We start from the raw sequence: 20,874 nt of genomic DNA on the forward strand, positions 1-20,874 counted from the left end.
GCGGGCCGGGCGGCGATCCAGCGCGCCCCGACACCGAGGCGTTGGCGTGTGGCCCCGCCGCCTCGGGCGGCAGGCACGCCGTACCGCGGATTGCCGAGTTTTTTGCTGAACCCCTTGCCGGGGCGTCGATCAGACACACGCAGCCGGCGCGTCGGCCGCGCCACCTCCCAGGGATTCGTCATGTCAGTCAACAGGCCCAGCAAGTTGCGGCGCGCCATCACCGGCCCGCTGCTGTTTTTCTTCATCCTCGGCGATGTCCTCGGGGCCGGGGTCTACGCCCTGGTGGGCAAGGTCGCCGGCGAGGTCGGCGGGGCGATCTGGTTGCCGCTGCTGGTGGCGCTGGGTTTCGCGCTGTTGACCGCGGCGTCCTATGCCGAACTGGTCACCAAGTATCCTCATGCGGGCGGTGCCGCGGTCTTCGCCCGGCGCGCCTTCGGTTCGCCGATGCTGTCCTTCCTGGTGGGGTTTTGCATGCTCGCCGCCGGCGTCACCAGCGCGGCCGGCCTGTCCCTCGCGTTCGCCGGCGACTATCTGCGCAGCTTCCTGCCGGTTCCGACCGCCTGGGCGGCGCTGGCCTTCCTGCTGGCGATCGGGGTGCTGAATGCGCGAGGGGTGAAGGAGTCCCTGGGCGCCAACCTGGCGATGACCCTGGTGGAGGTGTCCGGCCTGCTGCTGGTGGTGGTGCTCGCCGGGCTGTATTTCCTCTCGGGGCAGGGCGACCCGTCCCGCGCGCTCGAATTCAAGGAAGGCGTGACCCCCACCACGGCGGTGCTCGGCGCGGCCTTGCTGGCCTTCTATTCGTTCGTGGGTTTCGAAGTGTCGGCCAACATGGCCGAGGAAATCGAGAACCTGCGCCTGTATCCCCGCGCGCTGTTCGCCGCCCTGGGGGTCGCCGGCGCGGTCTATGCGCTGATCGGCATCGCCGCCGCGGGAGTGCTGCCGCCGGCGACCCTGGCGGATTCATCCGCGCCCCTGCTGGCGGTCGTCCAGGCCACCGGCTACGGGGTGCCGCCGGTGTTCTTCTCCTTCGTCGCACTGGTCGCCGTGGCCAATGGCGCGTTGCTCACGATGATGATGGCCAGCCGGTTGGCCTTCGGCATGGCCGAGGAAGGGCTGCTGCCGCGGGCGTTCGGCCGGGTGCTCGCGCGCCGGCGTACGCCCTGGGTGGCGATCATCGTCACCACCTGCGCGGCGATGCTGCTCACCCTGACCGGCACGCTGCAATTGCTCGCCGAGACCGTGGTGCTGCTCCTGTTGTTCGTGTTCATGAGCACCAACCTGGCGGTACTGGTGCTGCGCAAGGATCGGGTCGAGCATCAGCACTTCCGCGTTCCCGCGGTCATCCCGGTCCTGGGCATCCTGTCCTGCCTGGTGCTGCTGGCCCAGCAGGAGCCCGGGGTCTGGCTGAGGGGCGCGGCGATGCTGGCGGTCGGTGCGCTGCTGCACCGTTGGGCCCGCAACGGGCTCCGCAGCGACCGCTGAAGCGATCGCGCACGCGATTCGCCAGGACGCCAGCGAAGGCCGAAGCACCCGCCCCGTCCCGCGAAGTCGAGCGAATCGGGGAGGGACGGCGATGCACGACCCGCCTCGCGTCCGCCCCGGGGCTGCGCAGGCGGGATCAGATATCCAGGCAGATCTTGCCGAAGTGGCGATTGGTTTCCTGGTAACGGAAGGCCTCGACCATCTCGTCCAGGGCGAAATGCCTGTCGATCACCGGTCGCATGCCGTTGGCTTCGATGGCCCTGATCATCTCCTGTTGTTGAGTCCGGCTGCCCACCAGCACTCCTTGCAGGCGCAATTGCCGGATCAGCGAGGCGACCACCGAAAGGTTTCCGCTGACGCCGGTGAGGATGCCGATCAGCGCGATATGCCCGCCGATGCGCGCGGCGATCATCGACTGTTCCAGGGTGGAGGGACCCCCCACCTCGATGACGTGGTCGACGCCACGGCCATCGGTCAGCTCGCGCACGCGCTCGCCCCAGGCCGGCGTCTCGCGGTAGTTGATCAGCTCATCGGCGCCCAACGCGCGCAGGCGTTGCAGCTTTTCCTCGCTGGAGGAGGTGGCGATGACGCGGGCGCCGGCCATCTTGGCGAATTGCAGGGCGAACAGGGACACGCCGCCGCTGCCTTGAACCAGCACGCTGGCGCCGGGTTTCAAGGCGCCGTCGACCATCAGCGCGCGCCAGGCGGTGAGGCCGGCGGTGGTCAGGGTCGCCGCCTCGGCGTGGTTGAAACCGGCCGGCGCGTGGGTGAAGGCGGTGGCCCGGGCGGTCACCGCTTCGCGGGCATAGCCGTCGATGCCGTCGCCGGGCACGCTGGCGAAGCCCTCGACCCGGGGTTCGCCGTCCAGCCAATCGGGAAAGAAGGTGCTGACCACATGATCGCCGACGGCGAATTCGCTGACGCCGGCGCCCACGGCGATCACCTCGCCGGCACCGTCGGCCATGGGGATGCGCGGTTCGTGGGGTCCCCACATGCCGCTGACCACCGCGAAGTCGTGGTAATTGAGCGAGCTGGCGCGCAGGCGCACGCAGATTTCGCCGGCTTCCGGCGCCCGGGCCTCGCAGGTGCCGCGGGTCAGATTGTGATAACCGCCGCCGGGTTGGACGAACAGGGCCTTGTAGGTCATGGGGCTTCTCCTGGGGGAATGAATCGATTTCATATTTTCGAAAATAACGAAATATAAAGCCGCTGAAAAAATCACAGCTCGTGCTTCAGCCGCTCCGCGAATGCGTCGATCGCGCGCTCGTTGCGCCGGTAGTAGGTCCACTTGCCGATCCGCGTGGCCTGGATCAGGCCGGCCCGCTGGAGGATGGCCAGGTGGCTGGAGGCGGTGGAGGGCGAGAGGTCCGCCTTGCGTTGCAGGTGGGTGACGCAGATACCGATGCCCTTGGGGTCGCCGTGTTCCTGGGGCGGGAAGTTGCCCTCGGGATCCTTCAGCCACTCCATGATGAGCATGCGGGTGTCGTTGCCCAGCGCTTTTATCTGTTCGAGGATCATCGGGGGATACTACGGGTTTTTACGAAATGATCAAACCCTGTACAGCCTGAGGGGACGAAAGGTCCTGCTGCTAGGGGGTGTCCATCCAGGCGCCGGGCGGTGCCGATGACCGTTGACAAGCGAAAGGGTCTACCGCATTCTTTTCAAAGGTTCATCCAATGAACCTAGATAAGCGCTTCCGAGGTTTCCGTCGAAAGCCCATAAGAACAATAAGGAGACACCATGAAGACAAGAGATGGCGCCCATTTCGCTCATCGGAGTCCTGGTCGACGGTCGCCCCGGCAGCTCGCCGCGGCTATCGCACTCGCGGGCGTGGCAGTGTGCCAACCCGTATGGGCCAAGATGCCGCTGAAAATCTGCTTCGTCGACGACCGCAGCGGCGCGGCGGCCGACACCGGCATCCAGAGCTACAACGGCTTCCAGCTGGCGGTGGCCGAGGCGAACGCCGCCGGCGGCATCGGCGGCCGGCAGGTGGAAGTCGTCGCCTACGACGGCAAGACCGACCCGCAACTCACCGCCACCTTCGCCAGCCGCTGCGCGGAAGACGACGAGACCCTGGCCATCATCGGCGGCAACCCCGCCGCGCCCGCCGCGGCGATGATTCCCATCGCCAGCGAATACGAAATCCCCTACCTGATGCTGTCCGCCGGTACCGACAACCTGACGGACCCGCCGGCGCCGTTCCACTTCCGGGTCGGCCCGCGCAATTCCCAGGACGCCAACGCCATCGCCGATCTGGTGCACAGCCAGGGCTTCAGCCGTATCGCGATCATCAACAACTCGCTGCCCTTCGGCACCGACAGCGCCCATGCCACCGAGGCGGCGCTGAAGAGCAAGGGCGTCGAGGTGGTGATCCAGCAGACCTACGACATCAACGCCACCGACCTGTCGCCGCAGGTCAGCGGGGTGCGCAATGCGAACCCCGACGTGGTGCTGGTGTTCCCCTACGCGGCGGATGGCGCGCGGGTCCTGCGCACCATGCAGCAACTGGGCATGCAGACGCCCCGCATCGTCGCCCGCAGCGCCCTGCTCGATACCCTGCGCGAACTGGCGGGCTCCGCCAGCGACGGAGTGATGATCCCCAACACCGTGGACATCCACCGGCCCGACGTGAAGCAGTTCTTCGACAGCTACAAGGCGCGCTTCGGCGTGGCCCAGCCGACCATGTACCCGGTGCTCGGCTACGACGCGGCGAAACTGGTGTTCCGTGCCATCGCCAAGCCCGGCGTGGCGGCGGCGCTGGATGAGGAAGACCTGCCGGCGGTGCGCAAGGCGATCCGCGACGCCCTCGTCGAGGACGGCCATTACGCCGGCCTGCAGGGCAAGGCGGGCTCCACCTATCAGTTCGGCCCGGACCGCCGGCATGGTCCGGCGGACACCGATTGGTTCGTCTTCGTCCAGGTGGCGGGGAACGGCAAGCAATTGGTCGAACCCGATCTCGCTTCCTTCAAACCCAAGCCCTGACGGGCCACGACCGGGCTTCGCCGGCGCTGGCCGCGAAGCCTGAAAGGAAAGCCGCTATGGAACAAATCGGAGTCATCCTGCTGGCCGGCCTGACCAACGGCAGCGTGTACGGCCTGGTGGGCCTGTCGATTTCCCTGATCTACGGCACCAACAGGGTGATCAACTTCGCCCAGGGCGAATTCGTGATGCTCGGCGTGATGTCGGCGATCCTGTTCATGGTCACCTTCAGCCTGCCGCTGATCGCCGCCCTCGCGGCGATCCTCGCCGTGGTGGTAGTGGCCGCCCTGGCGCTGGAGCTGGGGGTGTACCGGCCGCTGGCGAAGCGCGGCGCCCCGCCGCTGACCATCATGATCGGCACCCTGGCGGCGGCGATCATCGCCACCGGCGGTGCCTTGCTGGTCTGGGGGCCCTTGCAGCTTTACGTGCCCAACGTGCTGCCGCTGGAGGCGATGAAGGTCGGTCCGCTGATCACCAACGCCCAGCAGATCGCGATCATCCTGGTGTTCGCGGTGCTCCTGCTGCTGACCTGGCTGCTGCTCTACCGCACCAGTTTCGGCCTGTGCATCCGTGCCACCGGGGTCAACTCGAGGGTGGCGCTGCTGATGGGCATCCGCTCCCAGCGCATTGTCCGGTTCGGCTTCATCTTCAGCGCGGTGATCAGCGGCATCGTCGGCCTGCTGGTGGGGCCGCTGCTCGGCGGCCAGGTCGGCATGGGCGTGACCCTGACCGTGAAGGGCTTCATGGCGGCCATCCTGGGCGGGCTCGGCAGCCCCTTCGCCGCGGCCGCCGGCGGCGTGATGATTGCCATCGTCGAGGCGCTGGTGGCCGGCTACGGCTCCAGCCTCTATGCCGAACCCATCATCTTCGGGCTGATCCTGCTGATCCTGTTTTTCCGTCCCTATGGGCTCTTGGGCGATTTCGAAGCCGGGAGGCGCTGAGCATGAACAAAACCCACACTCCCAGCCTGTGGAAGGTGCCGCTGGCGCTGCTGCTGCTCGGCCTGCTGGTGCCGCACCTGCTGAGCAGCGGTTTCCACCTGCGGCTGGCGTCGATCGTCTGCATCTACACCATCCTCTGCGCCGGCTTCAACCTGCTCTACGGCTACGCCGGGCAGATCTCCATGGGGCAGCAGGGGTTCTTCGCCCTGGGCGCCTACGCCTACGCGCTGCTGACGGTCAAGGCGGGCTGGCCGGTGTACGCGGCCCTGCCGGCGAGCCTGGCGCTGTGCGCCCTGGTCACCCTGCTGATCGGCATCCCGCTGCTGCGCCTGCGCAGCCACTACCTGGCGATGGCGACCCTGTGCTTCGGCCTGATCTTCGCCGGGGTCGCCAGCCGCTGGATCGAGATGACCGGGGGCACCGCCGGCATGATGGTGCCGAGCCTGGCGTTCGCCGGGCATACGCTGAGCCGCACCGAGCTGTACTACGCCTTGCTGGTGGTCATGGTGGCGGTGCTGCTGATGCAGAACTTCATCGTCGGCAGCCACCTCGGGCGGGTGCTCTGCTCGTTGCGCGGCGACGAGACGGCCGCCGAGTCGCTGGGCGTCAACGTGGTCGCCTACAAGCTGCGGATCTTCGTGCTCAGCTCGGTGCTCGCCGGGCTGGCCGGCATCGGTTTCGCCCTGGTCAGCCGCCAGGTCAATCCCAGCTTCGGCGAATTCCCGATCCTGGTCACCGTGCTCACCGTCGCCGTGGTCGGCGGCCTCGGCACCCGCTACGGCGCCTTGCTCGGGGCCGTGGTGGTGGTGCTGGCGCCCCAGGGGCTGGCACGGTTCGGCGACTTCGAAACCATCATCTATGGCGTCTGCCTGCTGCTGTTCCTGCTGTTCATGCCCCATGGACTGTCGGGATTCCTCCAGAACCTCGTGGCGCGCCTGGCGCGTCCGGCCAAGCCCTTAACGCCGCTGAAGGTGAGCGAATGATGAACGCGATGACCCATGCGAAATCCCTGACCCGCGAGGTCATCCTCGATATCCAGGGCGCCACCAAGCATTTCGGTGGCCTGGTGGCGGTCAACGACGTGTCGTTCAAGGTGGACAAGGGCCACGTGTTCGGCCTGATCGGCCCCAACGGCGCCGGCAAGTCGACGCTGTTCAACCTGGTGACCGGGGTGCTGGCGCCGAGCGCCGGGGAGATCGGCTTCGCCGACCGCTCCATGCTCAAGGCGCCGCTGCACCGGCGCAGCGCCCTGGGGATGGCGCGCACCTTCCAGATCGTGCGGGTGTTTCCCGGCTTGACGGTGCTGGAGAACGTGATGATGGGTTTCCATCACCAGCTCATCGACGGCATCCTGCCGTCGCTGCTGCGCGCCGTGCAGGTCATGCGCACCGAACGCGCGCTGCGCGAGAAGGGGCGCGAGCTGCTGGCCTTCGTCGGCCTGGCGGAGCGCGCCGACGAACTGGTCGAGCACCTGCCCCACGGCCAGTTGCGCCTGCTGGAGATCGCCCGCGCCCTGGCCAGCGAACCCCACCTGCTACTGCTCGACGAGCCGGCCGCCGGGCTCAACGACGGCGAAACCCGCCACCTCGGCGCGCTGATCGCCAAGCTCAACCAGCAGAACGCACTGACCATCCTGCTGGTGGAACACAACATCGACTTCATGATGGGCCTGTGCGATCGCATCGCCGTGCTCGACCACGGCTGCAAGATCGCCGAGGGCACGCCCTGCGAAATCCAGGCCGACGAAAAGGTCATCGAGGCCTATCTGGGAAGGGGGGCATCCCATGCTCAAGGTTGAAGGGTTGCGCGCGGGCTACAACGGTTCCGACGCCATCCGCGGCGTCTCGCTGGAAATTCCAACCGGCCAGGTGGTCGCGGTGCTCGGCCCCAACGGCGCCGGCAAGTCGACCCTGGTCAACGCGATTTCCGGGCTGACGCGCATCCACCAGGGGGAAATCCTTTTCGAGGGCCGCGCCATCACCCGCCTGTCGCCGCCGGAAATCGTCGAGCTGGGCATCATCCAGGTACCCGAGGGGCGCCAATTGTTCGGCCCGCTGACCGTCGCCGAGAACCTCAGCCTCGGCTTCCAGCGGCTGCGCGGGCGCAAGGGCGCCAGCGCGTTGTTCCGCCAACGGCTGGAATACGTCTACGAGCTGTTCCCGCGCCTGCACGAGCGCGCCGGCCAGCGCACGGTGACCCTCAGCGGCGGCGAGCAGTCGATGGTCGCCATGGGCCGCGCGCTGATGGCCGATCCGCGCCTGTTGCTGCTGGACGAGCCGTCCATCGGCCTGGCGCCGCTGGTGGTCGAGCTGCTCTTCGAGGTGTTGAAGAAACTTCGCGAGAGCGGCCTGACCATGCTGGTGGTCGAGCAGCACGCCGAGGAATCGCTGCGCCTGGCCGACTACGGCTACGTGATGGCGACCGGCGCGATCACCGCGCAGGGCACCGGCGAAGCGCTGAGCCAGAGCGACGCCCTGCAGCATTCCTACCTGGGCGAAGTCCAGGCGCCGCGGGCCAGGGTGCCCGCATGAGCGAGCCCGGCTACGACCTGGCGGTGGTCGGCGGCGGCCTGGCGGGCCTGGTCGGCGCCCTGCGCGCGGCGGAACTGGGTGCACGGGTGGCGCTGTTCGAGACCGGCGCCGAGCACAAGTACGCGGCCAACTCGCGTTTCACCGGCGGCGTCTTCCACGTCGCCTTCCAGGACATCCTGGCCCCACCGGAGGTCCTGGAGGAGGCGATCCTGGCGGCGACCGGCGGCTTCGCCGATCCCGCCCTGGCGCGTGCCCTGGCCCAGGACGCCGGCCGCGCGGTGGCCTGGCTGGCCGAGCAGGGCGCCGACTACGGCGTCGGCGGCCCGCTGCCATTCATGGGCCACATGCTCAAGCCCTTCAGCCTGCGCGAGCCGGGGTTCGCCCGGCACTGGCCGGAACGTGGCGCCGATCGCCTGCTGGCCGAACTCGAACGCCGCTTGCTGGCCCGTGGCGGGCGGTTTTTCCGGGCGACCCGGGCGCGCCGCCTGAACATGGTGTCCGGGCGTTGCCGCGGGCTGGAGGTGGAGCACGCCGACGGCAGCCGCCGCGCTGTCGAGGCGAGCGCGGTACTGCTCGCCGACGGGGGGTTCCAGGGCGATCGCGAACGGGTCAGGCAACACCTCTCGCCGCGGCCGGAGTCGCTGTGCACGCGCGGGGCGGGCACCGGCGTCGGCGACGGCCTGGCGATGGCCGAAGCGGTCGGCGCCAAGACGCTGCACCTGGACAGGTTCTACGGCCACGTGCAGTGCGCCGAAGCGCTGACCGACGAACGCTTCTGGCCCTATCCGATCCTCGATATCGTCGCCTCCGCGGCCATCGTGGTGGACGCCCGGGGTCAGCGCTTCACCGACGAAGGCCTCGGCGGCGTCGCGCTGGCCAACGCCATCGCCGCGCTGGAGGACCCCCTGTCGGCGTTCGTGATCATGGACGAACCCCTGTGGAACCGCGCCGGCAAGGAGTTCCTGCTGCCGCCCAATCCCTACATCGAGCGCCTCGGCGTGGCGGTCCACCGGGCGCCCAGCCTGGCGCTGCTGGCCGAGGGTCTGGGCATGCCGGCGGCGACGCTGAGCAAGACCGTCGATGACTACAACGCGGCGCTGGTCACCAGTCGCGGCGCCTGCCTGCGCCCGCCGCGCAGCGGCCAGGGTTCGACCCTCGCCCGCGCGCCGGCGATGATCACCACCCAGCCCTTCATGGCGATCCGCCTCTGCGCCGGGATCACCTACACCATGGGCGGCATCGCCATCGATGCTCATGGCCGGGTTCTGGATCGCCACGAGGCGGCCATTCCCGGCCTGTTCGCCGCCGGCTCCACCACCGCCGGGCTCGAGGGCGGGCCGAACAGCGGCTACGTCGGCGGCCTCGCCAAGGCGCTGGTGTTCGGCTTGCGCGCCGCGGAACGGGCGGTCGAGGAATCGGCCCGCCGCGGCTGACGGCCGCCTGCGGCCCCTGGCTTCAGTCGCCGAGCGCCGGCGAAGTGGAGCGGCGGCGGGTCGGGGCGGCGATGCAAAAGCTGATCCGCGGCGCCTCCGGGCCGATATGGAACCCCATCCGCCGCTGCCGCAGGTCCATGTCGGCGACGGTCATGCGCTCGTAGCGACGCAGGTGTTCGAGCCAGGACGCATCGCGGACCTGTTCGATGTAGCGCCCGGGGACCGCGGCGTCGGCGTACAGCGCCCAGGACAGCGCGCCCTGGCTGAGGCGCGCGCGCCGGGTTTCCTCCATCACCGCGAGGAAGGCTTCGGCGCCGTCCACCTCGATCTGGTACTCGATGATCACCAGGACCGGGCCGCGCGCGCCGTCGGCGATCTGGCAGTCATCCGGCGGTTGCAGGTCCTGGGCGATGCTCAGGTCGCGGTCGAGGCCGTCGCCGATGCGCACGCGGCGGCTCGCCAGCAGCACCAGCAACGCGGAGGCGGCGGACAGCGCCAGGGCGCTGCGCAGGTCGGTCCAGCCGGCGACGTGGCCCCAGGTCGCGGCGCCGAGGGCGCTGCTGCCCATGATCGCCATCATGTAGATCGACATGCCCCGCGCGCGCACCCAGTCGGGCAGGGCGACCTGGGCCGCCAGGGTGACGCCGTTGGCCACCGAGATCCATGCCATGCCGCTCAACAACAGGGCCGGCAGCGCCCAGCGGACATCCGGCGCCAGGCCTGCCGCGCAGGTGGCCAGGGCATGCAGCAGGCCGCCCCAGAACAGCACCTGGTCGGTATCCAGGCGGCGGCGCAGGCGCGGCAGCAGCACCCCGGCGGCGATGGCGCCCACGCCCAGCGAGGCGAGCATGAAGGTGAAGGTGCCGGCGTCGCTGCCGGGAAACCGGCGGGCCAGCACCGGCAGCAGCGACACCAGCGCGGTGGAATGGAAAAAGAAGATGAAGATGCGCAGCAGCACCCGGCGCATCGGCAGGGATTGGCGGACGTGCTGGGCACCGGCACGGATCGCCGTCAGCAGGCGCTCGCGGGGCAGGCGTTGGACAGTACGGGTGCTCGGCCAGCGGTAGACGACGAAGACCATCGCCACCGACAGCCCGGCGTTGAGGGCGAACACCGCGCCGATGCCCAGGGCGCCGATGGCCGCCCCGGCTACCAGCGGGCCGACGATCCGCGACGCGTTCATGGCGATGCTGTTCAGCGCCAGCGCGGCGGGCAGTTCGGCGCGGGGCACCAGTTGCGGGACGATGGCGGCGAACACCGGCCAGCGCATCGCCAGGCCGATGCCGTTGGCGAAAGACAGCGCCAGCAGCAGGACGGGCGTCATCAGGCCGTAGAGCAGGGCCGCCGCGGTGAAGGTGCCCACCGCGCCGACCCACAGCTGCGTGGCCATCGCATAGCGGCGCCGGTCGAGCATGTCGGCGATGGCGCCGCTGGGCAGGCCGAGGAGAAACACCGGCAGGGTCAGCGCGGTCTGCACCAGCGCCACCATGGCCGCGGAATCGGTCAGCGAGGTCATCAGCCAGGCCGAGGTGACGTCGTTCATCCACATGCCGACGTTGGCCACCAGCCAGACGATCCACATGCTGCGGAAGGCGGCGTGACGCATCGGTGACAGGGCGCCGCTGGGCGCGCCCGCGGCCTCGGGCGGTTGCGGATGGTCAGGGTTCATGAAGGACCTCCAGGAGGGATTGGGCATTCGCGCCGACGCCGGCGACGGGAGCGTGGCGAATGCAGCCGGTCGTGCTGTGGAAACAGTCTATAGGTTCATTGGATGGACCAAAATACCCATTGCCTCTTTATCCGCTCCCGCAGCCATGCGGGCGCCTTGACAAAGGCGAAAACGCTCAGCATTATTTCAAAGGTTCATCCAATGAACCTAATAAGGATTCCGACATGGAACACGATCTTCGAGACCGCGTGCGTTACGAGGCCCGCGATGGCCGCGCCTACATCACCTTCTGTCGTGACGAGAAGCGCAACGCGCTGACCTACGAGATGTTCGATCGGCTGATGGAGCACATCGACACCGCCGAACGCGACGACGACGTCCGGGTGATCATCTTCCGCAGCGAAGGGCGCGACTTTTCCACCGGCCACGACCTCGCCCAGGTCGGCGGCGCCGAGTACGGGTTCTCCAAGGACCCCAAGGCGCGGCGGCCCAGCCAGCGCGCGCGGCTGCATTTCGATAAGCGCCATGTCGAGCAATTCCGCCAGATCTTCTACTGCGTCAAACCCACCCTGTCCCTGGTGCAGGGCTGGTGCGTCGGCGCCGGGCTGTACATCGTCGAGGCCAGCGACCTGGCCATCGCCGCCCGCGACGCCAAGATCGGCCACCCCGAGCAGAAGATGGGCCTGGCCGGCGCGGCCTACCTGACCAGTTGGAACATCCTCGCCATGGGCCCGCGCAAGGCCCGCGAGATGCTCCTGCTCGGCGAGGTGGTGGACGGCGAGGAAGCCGCGCGCATCGGCCTGATCAACAAGGCGGTGGCGCCGGAAGAACTCGCCGCCGCCGGCGAGGAATGGGCCGAGCGCATCGTCCGCCTGCCGCGCGACGCCATTGCCATCGGCAAGGCCGCGACCCACCTGGCGATGGACTCCCTGGGCATGACCTCGCAGTTCGTCCACGGCTACATCGGCCATGCGCTGGGCACCAACATCCGCTACGAGCCGGACGAGGTGAACTTCATGAAGGAGCGCCGCGACAAGGGCACCACTCAGGCGGCGCACACCCGCGAGAAGCACTACGACGAAAGCGCATCCGCCAAGCCGGCCGATGCCGCCAGCGAATGAGCCCGGGCGAACCTTCGAGGAGATGAATCCATGATTGCAGACATGACGGGATCGGTTGCCGTGGTACTCGGCGGCACCAAGGGCATCGGCCGGGAAAGCGTGCGCAAGCTCGCCATGAGCGGCGCCCACGTGGTCATCCAGGGCCGTGACGAAGAGGCGGCCGCCAGCCTGGTGGAGGCGTGCGCGCAGTATTCCGGCGAGCGGCTGTTCGTGCAGAGCGACCTGCTCGCCTATGCGGGCATCGAGCAGGCGGTGGCGACCGCCAAGGAGCGCTTCGGCAAGGTCGACGTGGTGGTCGCCAGCGGCGGCCCGCGCGAGCCGCGCCCGCAACTGTTCGTCGACATGAGCCCGGAGGAGGGCATCGCCTGCCTGCAGAGCCGCCTGATGCCGCGGCTCAACGCCCTGCACGCGGCGGTGAAGTACATGCGCGGGCAGAACTACGGCAAGGTGATCCTGGTGACCACCGACGCGGCGCGCATTCCCACGCCGAGCGAATCCATGATCGGCGCCGCCGGCGCGTCGATCATGTTCCTGACCCGCGCCCTGGCCGCCGAACTCGCCGGGCTGGGCATCCGGGTGAACGCGGTGGCGACCACCTTGACCACCGGCACGCCGGCCCACGAGCGCTTCCTCGCCGCCCGCGAGCAGGGCTCCCAGGAGGTGATCGTCAAGGCTTTCACCAAGGCCGAGCAGCGGGTCAAGTTCCGCCTGAACACCGCCGAGGACCTCGCCGAATACATCCTCTACCTGGCCAGCCGCGACTCCGACCAGGTGTCCGGCTCGACCCTGAGCATCAACGGCGGCCTGTCCTTCCCCAGCTATTGAGCGACCCATTCAACGCAGGAGGGGCGACATGGCCCGCAACGAAGAACACGAAATGCTCCGCGACTCGATCCGGCGCATGGTCGCCCGGGACGTGGCGCCGCTGGTCCCGTCGATGGAGGGCAGCGACCGTTTCCCGGAAGAACTGGTGCCGATCTTCGGCGACATGGGCTTGCTGCAACTCTGGTTGCCCGAGGAATACGGCGGGCCGGGCGGCAACCTGACCACGGTGTGCATCGCCAAGGAGGAGATCGCCAAGGTCTCGCTGGCGGCCGCCACCCTGTGCGGCAACAACTCGATCTCCTTCGTCCTGCCGATCCTCCACTACGGCACCGAGGAGCAGAAGAACCGCTGGCTGCCGCTGGCCGCCGAGGGCCGGCTGGTGTCGGCGATCGGCATCACCGAGCCGCAGACCGGTTCCGACGTCTCGTCGCTGCGCACCCGCGCGGTGCGCGACGGCGACAGCTACGTGATCAACGGCCAGAAGAGCTGGATCACCTGGGGCGGCAACGCGCACTTCCTCCTGCTGTTCGCGCGCACCTCGGATGCGCCCGGCTCCGACGGCATCAGCGCCTTCATGGTGGACACCCGTACCCCGGGGTTCCGCGTCGGTCGCCAGGAACACAAGATGGGCCGCCACGGCTCGCCCAGCCACGAACTGTACTTCGAGGACATGCGGGTGCCCGCCGACTGCCTGCTGGGCCAGGAAGGCGAAGGCTTCAAGGCCTGCATGAAGGTGCTCGACCTGAACCGCCCGACCATCGCCGCGACCTCCCTGGGCCTGGCCCAGGGCGCGCTGGACGTGGCGGTGCGCTACGCCCAGGAACGCCAGCAATTCGGCAAGCCGGTGGGGCACTTCCAGGGCATGCAGTTCAAGCTCGCCGACATGGCCATCCAGATCGAGGCCGCGCGGTCCCTGCTGCGCACCTGCACCGAGGAAATCGATTCCGGCGACCACGCGCGCATGACCCTGCTGTCGTCGATGACCAAGTGCTTCGTCACCGACATGGCCATGACCGTCACCACCGAGGCGGTGCAGGTGCTGGGCGCCTACGGCTACTCCAAGGAATTCCCGGTGGAACGGATGATGCGCGACGCCAAGGTCAACCAGATCATCGAGGGCACCAACGAGATCCACCGGATGATCGTCGGCCGCCGCCTGCTCGCGTCCTGAACCGCCACACGACCGCCATAACGACAAGAGCCGCTTAGCGGCATAGAAGCAACCGGGCGCGGCGATGACCGTCGCCCGAGGGAGACTGACGATGAAGACGCCTGTGTTGATTATCGGGGCGGGCCCTATCGGCCTGGCCCTGGCCGGGGACCTGGGGTTCCGCGGAGTGGACTGCATGCTGATCGAGCGCACCGACGGCGCGGTCCTGCAGCCGAAGATGGACATGGTGGGCATCCGCACCATGGAGTTCTGCCGGCGCTGGGGCATCGTGCCCTGGGTCGAGAGCGCCGGCTACAACCGCGACTACCCGCAGGACTGCGCCTGGGTCACCACCCTCAGCGGCCATGAGTTCGGCCGCGAGGTCTTCCCCTCGCCGAAGGACGAGAAGTGCCCGCCGCAAAGCCCGCAGAAACGCGAGCGCTGCCCGCAGAACTTCTTCGACCCGGTGCTCAAGCGTTTCGCCAGCCAGTTCCCCGGCGTGACCCTGGCCTACCAGACCGAACTGGTGTCCTTCGAAGAGAAGGCGGACGGCGTGACCGCCCTGCTGCGCGACCTGCAGACCGGCGAGGAACGCCGCGTCGAGGCGCAGTTTCTGGTCGGCACCGACGGCGGCGCCAGCCAGGTGCGCCAGTCCCTGGGCATCCAGATGACCGGCGAGCCGGCGCTGACCTACACCACCAACGTGGTGTTCCGCTGCGAAGGCCTGGAGAAGCTGCACAACCTCAAGCCCGCCTACCGCTACATCTTCATCGGCCCGGAAGGCACCTGGGCGACCCTGGTGGCGATCAATGGCCGCGACCAGTGGCGCTTCTCCCTGGTCGGCGACGACAACCGCCTGACCCACACCGAGGAATACATGCGCGCCGCGGTGATCCGCGCGGTCGGCCGCGACTTCGATTTCGAGATCCTCTCGATGCTGCCCTGGGTGCGGCGCCAACTGGTGGCCGAGTCCTACGGCACGCAGCGGGTGTTCATCGCCGGCGACGCCGCGCACATGACCTCGCCGACCGGCGGCTTCGGCATGAACACCGGCATCCAGGACGCGGTGAACCTGTCCTGGAAACTCGCCGGCTACCTGCAGGGTTGGGGCGGTCGCACGCTGCTGGATTCCTACGAGGTGGAAATGCGCCCGGTGGCGCTGCGCAACGTCGCCGAGGCCACCGGCAACCTCAAGCGGATGCTTTCGCCGCGGGTCAGCTCGCCCTCGCCGGCGGTGTTCGAGGACGGCCCGGAAGGCGATCGCGCGCGGGTGGAGTTCGGCAACGCCTACACCGAGCAGATGAAGCGCGAGTGGTTTTCCATCGGCATCCACCTGGGCTACATGTTCGAGGGGTCGCCGATCATCGTGCCGGATGGCACGCCGCAGCCGCCGGACGAAGTGTCCACCTACCGGCCGACCGCGCGTCCCGGTTCGCGGGCGCCGCATGTGTGGCTGAGCCCGGGCGAGTCGCTGATCGACCTGTTCGGCCGCGAATTCGTCCTGCTGCGCTTCGGCGCCTCCGCGCCCGAGGCCGGCCCGCTGGAGGTGGCGGCGAAGCGCCGGGGCGTGCCGTTCAAGGCCCAGCGTATCGACAACCCGGAGGCGGCCGCGCTCTATGAGCGGCCTCTGGTCCTGGTGCGCCCGGATGGCCAGGTGGCCTGGCGGGGCGATGCCTTGCCGGACGACGTGGAAGGCCTGCTCGATACCTTGTGCGGCATTCGCCACGACGCCTGACCGGCACCGGCTGCGCAGCGTCCGGGGCCACATGGCCCCGGGCGGCTGCCTTGGCATTTCATTAGGGACGATTCCGGCGGGTTGGCCCGGGCGATGCCAGGTGCGTCCTCCGCGCGAATCGCTGCCCCCAGCGCCTCTTTTCCGGCCCGTGCTCGCGCGCACGGGCCGAGCGCGGCCTCAGGCGTCGTCTTCGGCGCCTTCCGCCGGCTTCGCCCGTTCTTCGTACTGGGTCATGTAGTGACGACCGAGGGCGGTGAGGTGCCTTTTCATCTCGGCGGCGGCCTTTTCCTCGTCGCGGGCGCGCAGGTAGCCCAGCAGCTTGCGGCGCGAGGCGATGACCTTGGCATTGGTCGCCGGCACCATGGTCTGGAGCAGCTTGCGGTGGATGTCCATCAGGGCGTCCACCAGGATCAGCAGGACCGGGTTGTTCGCGGCTCGGGCCAGGATCACGTGGAAATTCAGGTTGATCTTCAGGCGTTCCTCGGCGTTTCCCTGCTGCGCCGCCTTTTCGCTGGCATCCAGGTTCGCCTCCAGTTCGACGAAATCCGCCTCGCTGGCGCGGGCGCAAGCCAGGCGGGTGACCTCCACGCCGACGATCATCCGCGCCTCGATGAGGTCCGCCGGCTGGATGACGCCGAGGCGGTAGAGGTCGGAGAAGCCCGACACCACCGCGTCGCTCTGGCCTTCGCGGACGAAGGCGCCGCCGGTGGCGCCCTTGCGGAATTCCAGCAGGCCGGACATTTCCAGAGCCCTCAGGGCTTCGCGCACGGTGTTGCGGCTGAGGTTGAACTGCTCGGCCATCTCGCGCTCCGGCGGCAGGCGGTCGCCGGGTTTCAACAAGCCATTGCTGAGCTGGTCGCGGATCTGTTCCGCGACCTCTTCGAAGGCTCGGCGGGTCTGCACGGGTACGTAGGCGGGGCGGGGGCGTAGCGCGTTCTTATCCACGATTTCTTCCTGTACGGGCTGGTACTCCAGCCGGCAGTATACGTGAATTGGTTTATCCATTGAAATTCGACGTCAAGGGTCTCGGGCGCCTGCCGCGCGCCGCGCGGGCGGGCGTGGTCCCGCTGCAGGAGCGACCCCAATGGATAGACGCGGTGTTGACAAAGCCGATTCCCGGGCGCAGTCTTTTTCCAAAGGTTCATCCAATGTACCAAAGAGCAACGATCCTTCGGGATCACCGGCATATCAGGGGAGAGGTATGGATAGTTCAGCAGCGGATAGGGCGACCACCGTCGGGAATTCCCCCGCGAACCGGCCGGATCGCGAGCACGAGGCGGAGCGTCCCCTCGACGGCATCGTCGTGGTGGAGACCTCGAGCTTCCTCACCGGCCCCTTCGCCTCGCTGATGCTCGCCGATCTGGGCGCCGAGGTGATCAAGGTCGAGCCGCCGGGCGGCGACGGTTTCCGCAAGTTCGGCCACGCCCGTGGCGGCTTCGGCGCCTCCTGGACCAACGCCAACCGCAGCAAGCGCAGCATCGTCATCGACCTCAAGACCCCCGAGGGCGTGGCCCGGATCAAGCGCCTGCTGGCCCGCGCGGACATCCTGGTGGAGAACTGGCGGCCGCGGGTCGCCGCTTCCCTGGGACTCGGCCAGGAGGTGTTGAGCGCGCTCAACCCGCGGCTGATCCGCCTGTCGATCACCGGCTTCGGCGACACCGGGCCGCTGGCCGCGGCGCCGGCCTTCGACTCGCTGATCCAGGGCCGCACCGGCATCGTCAATGCCGAGGGTCGCAACGGCAGCCCGGCGGTGACCCCCTTCAACATGGTCGACAAGGTCACCGGCGCCTTCGGCGCGCAGGCGGTGCTGGCCGCGCTGTACGCCCGTGAAAGGAACGGGCGCGGCAGCCACGTCAAGCTGCCGATGCTCGACGTGATGGGTTATTTCAACTTCCCCGACATGTTCCAGCACCGCACCTTCGACGGCGACACCAGCGGCTGGAAGCCGCCGCAGTCCCAGGTGTTGCAGACCGCCGACGGCCACGTGGTGATTTCCCCGGCCAACGGCGCGCAGATGTCGAAGACCCTGAACGCCATCGAACGGCCCGAATGGAAGGACGACTTCAAGAAGATGCCCGACCCGGTGCTGATGGCCGAGGAGTTCTTTCGCCGCGTCGGCGAGGTGGTGGCGCAGAAAACCTCGGCCTTCTGGCTGCAACGTTTCGCCGAACTGGACGTGCCGGCGGCCCCGGTGTTCGATTTCGACCAGTTCCTCGACGACCCGCAGGTCGCCAACAACCGTATCTTCAACCAGGTGATGTCGCCGGTCGGGCCGATCCGCGCCGCCAAGTATCCGGCCGAGTTCGATGGCCGGCAGATGCTGCCGCGCTCGGGGCCGCCGGCCATCGGCGAGCACGACGGCGAGATCGAGCCGGCCGCCGGCCCGGCGGGAGCGGCCTGATGAAGGTGCGCGCGGCGATCGCCTACGGCCAGCACGGCCAGGTCTCGGTGGAGACCGTCGAACTGGCGCCACCGGGCCCGCGGGATGTGCTCATCCAGATGAAGGCGGCGGGTATCTGCCATTCGGACATGAGCTTCATCAATGGCGAGCGCAGCGGCGTCGAGTACCCGATCGTGCTCGGTCACGAAGGCGCCGGGGTGGTGCTGGAATGCGGCCGCGAGGTGACCGGCGTGAAACCGGGCGATCACGTGATCCCGGTGGGCGTGCCCGAATGCGGCGCCTGCCCGGCCTGCCTGAGCCTGAAGACCAATCTGTGCGACGAATATTTCCAGGCCTGGCCGGAGCGGCCGTTCCGTTTCGACGGGCGTTCCGCCAAGGGCTTCTGCGAGCTCGGCACCTTCGCCGAAGCCATCGTGGTGCGCGAGACCCGCGTCGCGAAGATCCGCCCCGATGCGCCGCTCGACGTGGTCTGCTGCCTGGGATGCGCCGGCGCCACCGGCCTGGGCGCGGCGCTGTACACGGCACGCGTGGAACCCGGCAGTAGCGTGGTAGTGTTCGGTTTGGGCGGGATCGGCCTGAACGTGGTCGAGGGCGCGCGGCTGGCCGGCGCCCGGCAGATCATCGGGGTGGATACCAATCCGGCCAAGGAAAGCTTGGTCAGGCGCGCCGGCGCGCAACATTTCGTCAATCCGCACGGGGTGGACGACCTGCTCGGTCACTTGCGCGAGTTGACCGGCGGCGGCGCCGACTACAGCTTCGAGTGCGTGGGCCAGCCCCGCACCCTGCGCGATGCGGTGGAATGCACCCGGCCCGGCTGGGGCACCACGGTGATGATCGGCGTGTTGCCCGGCGCACAGGAGATCGCCTTGCGCCCGCGCGCGCTGCTGGAAGGCCGTCGGCTGCTCGGTTCGTACCTGGGCAACACCAAGACCCGAACCCAGCTCCCCGGCCTGGTGGATCTGTTCATGGAAGGCCGAATATCCCTGGATTCGTTGATTTCGCACCGCATCGGACTGGAGCGGATCAACGACGGGTTCGCCTGGCTGGCGAGCGGCGCGGCGACGCGCACGGTCATCGGCTTCTGACGCACCCCCGGAACCGCGTTACGTATCAGCGAGATGCCAATAACAATAAAAGGTGACAACCATGAGCAGCAACGATTCCAGAGCTCCGTCCTTTCCCATGAAGCGCTGCCCGTTCTCCCCGCCGCCGGAGTACGCGCAGATTCGTGAGGAAGCCCCGATTTCCAAGGTGACCATGCCGGATGGCTCGCAGGCCTGGCTGATGACCCGCTACGACGATGTCAAGGCGGTGCTCGGCGACAACCGCTTCTCCACCGATGCCTCGACGCCCGGCTACCCGTTCATCGCCCCCGCACGCGCCGCGCTGTTGATGAACGAAAAACCCAAGACCCTGATCCGCCTCGACCCCCCGGAGCACACCAAGCACCGGCGGATGCTGACCAAGGAATTCATGCTGACCCAGGTCGAGGCCATGCGGCCCTTCGTGCAGAAGACCGTCGACGAGTTGCTCGATCACCTGGAGTCGCTGGATTGCAGCGAGAACCCGGTGGATTTCGCCGAGGAATTCGCCCTGGCGCTGCCCACCACGGTGATCGCCAACCTGCTCGGCGTGCCCTACGAGGACCGCGACTTCTTCCAGGAGCGCGCCCAGGCCAAGCTCGACCTCACCGCCGACCCGGAGGTCCCGCTCAGAGCCGGCGAGGAAATGCGTGCCTACCTGGACAAGCTGATCGAGGAGAAGATGAGCAGCCCGGGCAATCGCGACGACTTGATCAGCCGGCTGATCAACAACCAGGTGGTGCCCGGCCACCTGAGCCGCGAGGAAGCCCTGGCGACCATCGAGCTGCTGCTGATGGGCGGCCACGAGACCACCGCCAACATGATCGCCCTGGGAACCCTGTCGCTGCTGATGAACCCCCGGCAGAAAGACGAGTTGATCGCCGATCCCTCGCTGGTGAAGAACGCCGTCGAGGAAATGCTGCGCTTCCACACCATCGTCCACTACAACGGCCCGCGGGTGGCCCTGGAGGACGTCGAGGTGGGCGGGCAACTGATCCGCAAGGGCGAGGGCGTGATGGCGATGATCAGCGCGGCCAACCGCGACCCCGAGCAATTCCCCAACCCTGACGCCTTCGACATCCATCGCGAAGCGCGCCACCACGTGGCCTTCAGCTACGGCCCGCACCAGTGCCTGGGCCAGCAACTGGCGCGGCTCGAATTGCAGATCGTGTTCACCTCGCTGTTCCAGCGCTTCCCCACCCTGGAACTGGCGGTGCCGGTGGAGTCGCTGCGCTTCAACCACGACGCCTTCGTCTACGGCATCAAGTCGCTGCCGCTGAAGTGGGCGTCGAAGACTCCGAAGAAGTTCTTCTCGGTGGACTACTCGCGCTGCGTCGGCGGCGGGCTGTGCGTAATGGCCGCGCCCAAGGTCTTCGCCCAGAACGAGGACGACGGCCTGGTCATCGTGCTGGACGAGAACCCGCCGCCGGAAGAGCACGAGGCCGTGCGCGAAGCGGCGCGGCTGTGCCCGGCGCTGTGCATCCACATCGACAAGTAACGGTGTGCCGACCGGGGTCCGCGACCC

At 68.2% G+C, this 20,874-nt stretch carries 18 protein-coding genes; 14 read left to right on the forward strand and 4 right to left on the reverse strand.

The genetic code is table 11. The features are described from left to right. Nucleotides 1–180 precede the first annotated feature (180 nt). Entirely contained in the window at nt 181–1,482 is a 1,302-nt protein-coding gene (locus OGL92_RS15190; protein ID WP_263144901.1) for an APC family permease, read from the forward strand. Between the two features lie 136 nt (nt 1,483–1,618). Here OGL92_RS15190 and OGL92_RS15195 read toward each other — a convergent pair whose 3' ends face one another. After that, the gene (locus OGL92_RS15195) at nt 1,619–2,629 is read right to left on the reverse strand and encodes an NAD(P)-dependent alcohol dehydrogenase (protein WP_263144903.1); all 1,011 of its coding nucleotides are present in this window, start codon (nt 2,627–2,629) and stop codon (nt 1,619–1,621) included. Between the two features lie 71 nt (nt 2,630–2,700). Continuing rightward, the gene (locus OGL92_RS15200; protein ID WP_263144905.1) at nt 2,701–3,000 is read right to left on the reverse strand and encodes a winged helix-turn-helix domain-containing protein; all 300 of its coding nucleotides are present in this window, start codon (nt 2,998–3,000) and stop codon (nt 2,701–2,703) included. Between the two features lie 342 nt (nt 3,001–3,342). On the opposite strand from OGL92_RS15200, the gene OGL92_RS15205 reads away from it, so the two are divergent. The 6 genes from OGL92_RS15205 to OGL92_RS15230 are packed head-to-tail and all read left to right on the forward strand — an operon-like array spanning nt 3,343 to nt 9,366. Then, the gene (locus OGL92_RS15205; RefSeq protein ID WP_263144907.1) at nt 3,343–4,464 is read left to right on the forward strand and encodes an ABC transporter substrate-binding protein; all 1,122 of its coding nucleotides are present in this window, start codon (nt 3,343–3,345) and stop codon (nt 4,462–4,464) included. Nucleotides 4,465–4,520: 56 nt separating this feature from the next. Next, the gene (locus OGL92_RS15210; RefSeq protein WP_263144909.1) at nt 4,521–5,402 is read left to right on the forward strand and encodes a branched-chain amino acid ABC transporter permease; all 882 of its coding nucleotides are present in this window, start codon (nt 4,521–4,523) and stop codon (nt 5,400–5,402) included. A gap of 2 nt (nt 5,403–5,404) precedes the next feature. After that, entirely contained in the window at nt 5,405–6,385 is a 981-nt protein-coding gene (locus tag OGL92_RS15215) for a branched-chain amino acid ABC transporter permease (protein WP_263144911.1), read from the forward strand. Then, nucleotides 6,382–7,200: an ABC transporter ATP-binding protein gene (locus tag OGL92_RS15220; protein WP_263144912.1), complete on the forward strand. Its 819-nt coding sequence runs from the start codon at nt 6,382–6,384 to the stop codon at nt 7,198–7,200. The genes OGL92_RS15215 and OGL92_RS15220 overlap by 4 nt, the downstream gene beginning before the upstream one ends. Continuing rightward, nucleotides 7,187–7,933 carry an ABC transporter ATP-binding protein gene (locus OGL92_RS15225; RefSeq protein ID WP_263144913.1) on the forward strand — a complete coding sequence of 249 codons (747 nt, stop codon included), beginning with the start codon at nt 7,187–7,189 and terminating at the stop codon, nt 7,931–7,933. The genes OGL92_RS15220 and OGL92_RS15225 overlap by 14 nt, the downstream gene beginning before the upstream one ends. Beyond that, nucleotides 7,930–9,366, forward strand: coding sequence for an FAD-binding protein (locus OGL92_RS15230; protein WP_263144914.1), 1,437 nt, complete (start codon nt 7,930–7,932; stop codon nt 9,364–9,366). Before OGL92_RS15225 ends, OGL92_RS15230 begins: the two co-directional genes overlap by 4 nt. A gap of 22 nt (nt 9,367–9,388) precedes the next feature. Here OGL92_RS15230 and OGL92_RS15235 read toward each other — a convergent pair whose 3' ends face one another. Then, nucleotides 9,389–11,035: an MFS transporter gene (locus tag OGL92_RS15235; protein WP_263144917.1), complete on the reverse strand. Its 1,647-nt coding sequence runs from the start codon at nt 11,033–11,035 to the stop codon at nt 9,389–9,391. Between the two features lie 224 nt (nt 11,036–11,259). On the opposite strand from OGL92_RS15235, the gene OGL92_RS15240 reads away from it, so the two are divergent. The 4 genes from OGL92_RS15240 (at nt 11,260) to OGL92_RS15255 (ending at nt 15,866) form a co-directional block, all read left to right on the forward strand. Beyond that, on the forward strand, nt 11,260–12,156 hold the full coding sequence (locus OGL92_RS15240) for an enoyl-CoA hydratase/isomerase family protein (protein ID WP_263144919.1): 897 nt from the start codon (nt 11,260–11,262) through the stop codon (nt 12,154–12,156). A 30-nt stretch (nt 12,157–12,186) separates the two neighbouring features. After that, nucleotides 12,187–12,981 carry an SDR family oxidoreductase gene (locus tag OGL92_RS15245; RefSeq protein WP_263144922.1) on the forward strand — a complete coding sequence of 265 codons (795 nt, stop codon included), beginning with the start codon at nt 12,187–12,189 and terminating at the stop codon, nt 12,979–12,981. Between the two features lie 28 nt (nt 12,982–13,009). Then, a complete protein-coding gene (locus OGL92_RS15250) occupies nt 13,010–14,152 on the forward strand; it encodes an acyl-CoA dehydrogenase family protein (protein ID WP_263144925.1) in 1,143 nt (380 codons plus the stop codon). A gap of 91 nt (nt 14,153–14,243) precedes the next feature. Next, nucleotides 14,244–15,866, forward strand: a complete 1,623-nt coding sequence (locus tag OGL92_RS15255; protein WP_263144928.1) for an FAD-dependent oxidoreductase — start codon at nt 14,244–14,246, stop codon at nt 15,864–15,866. Between the two features lie 177 nt (nt 15,867–16,043). On the opposite strand, the gene OGL92_RS15260 is transcribed toward OGL92_RS15255, so the two are convergent. Next, nucleotides 16,044–16,811, reverse strand: coding sequence for an FCD domain-containing protein (locus OGL92_RS15260; RefSeq protein WP_263144930.1), 768 nt, complete (start codon nt 16,809–16,811; stop codon nt 16,044–16,046). A 256-nt stretch (nt 16,812–17,067) separates the two neighbouring features. Here OGL92_RS15260 and OGL92_RS15265 point away from each other — a divergent pair, with 256 nt between their 5' ends. The 3 genes from OGL92_RS15265 (at nt 17,068) to OGL92_RS15275 (ending at nt 20,847) form a co-directional block, all read left to right on the forward strand. Continuing rightward, on the forward strand, nt 17,068–18,267 hold the full coding sequence (locus tag OGL92_RS15265) for a CoA transferase (protein ID WP_263144932.1): 1,200 nt from the start codon (nt 17,068–17,070) through the stop codon (nt 18,265–18,267). After that, the gene (locus OGL92_RS15270) at nt 18,267–19,352 is read left to right on the forward strand and encodes a zinc-binding dehydrogenase (RefSeq protein ID WP_263144934.1); all 1,086 of its coding nucleotides are present in this window, start codon (nt 18,267–18,269) and stop codon (nt 19,350–19,352) included. Before OGL92_RS15265 ends, OGL92_RS15270 begins: the two co-directional genes overlap by 1 nt. Before the next feature lie 61 nt (nt 19,353–19,413). Next, entirely contained in the window at nt 19,414–20,847 is a 1,434-nt protein-coding gene (locus OGL92_RS15275; RefSeq protein WP_263144936.1) for a cytochrome P450, read from the forward strand. Nucleotides 20,848–20,874: the final 27 nt, after the last annotated feature.

Origin of the sequence: Pseudomonas sp. RIT-PI-AD (assembly GCF_025642785.1) — a bacterium.
Classification (GTDB): domain Bacteria; phylum Pseudomonadota; class Gammaproteobacteria; order Pseudomonadales; family Pseudomonadaceae; genus Pseudomonas_T.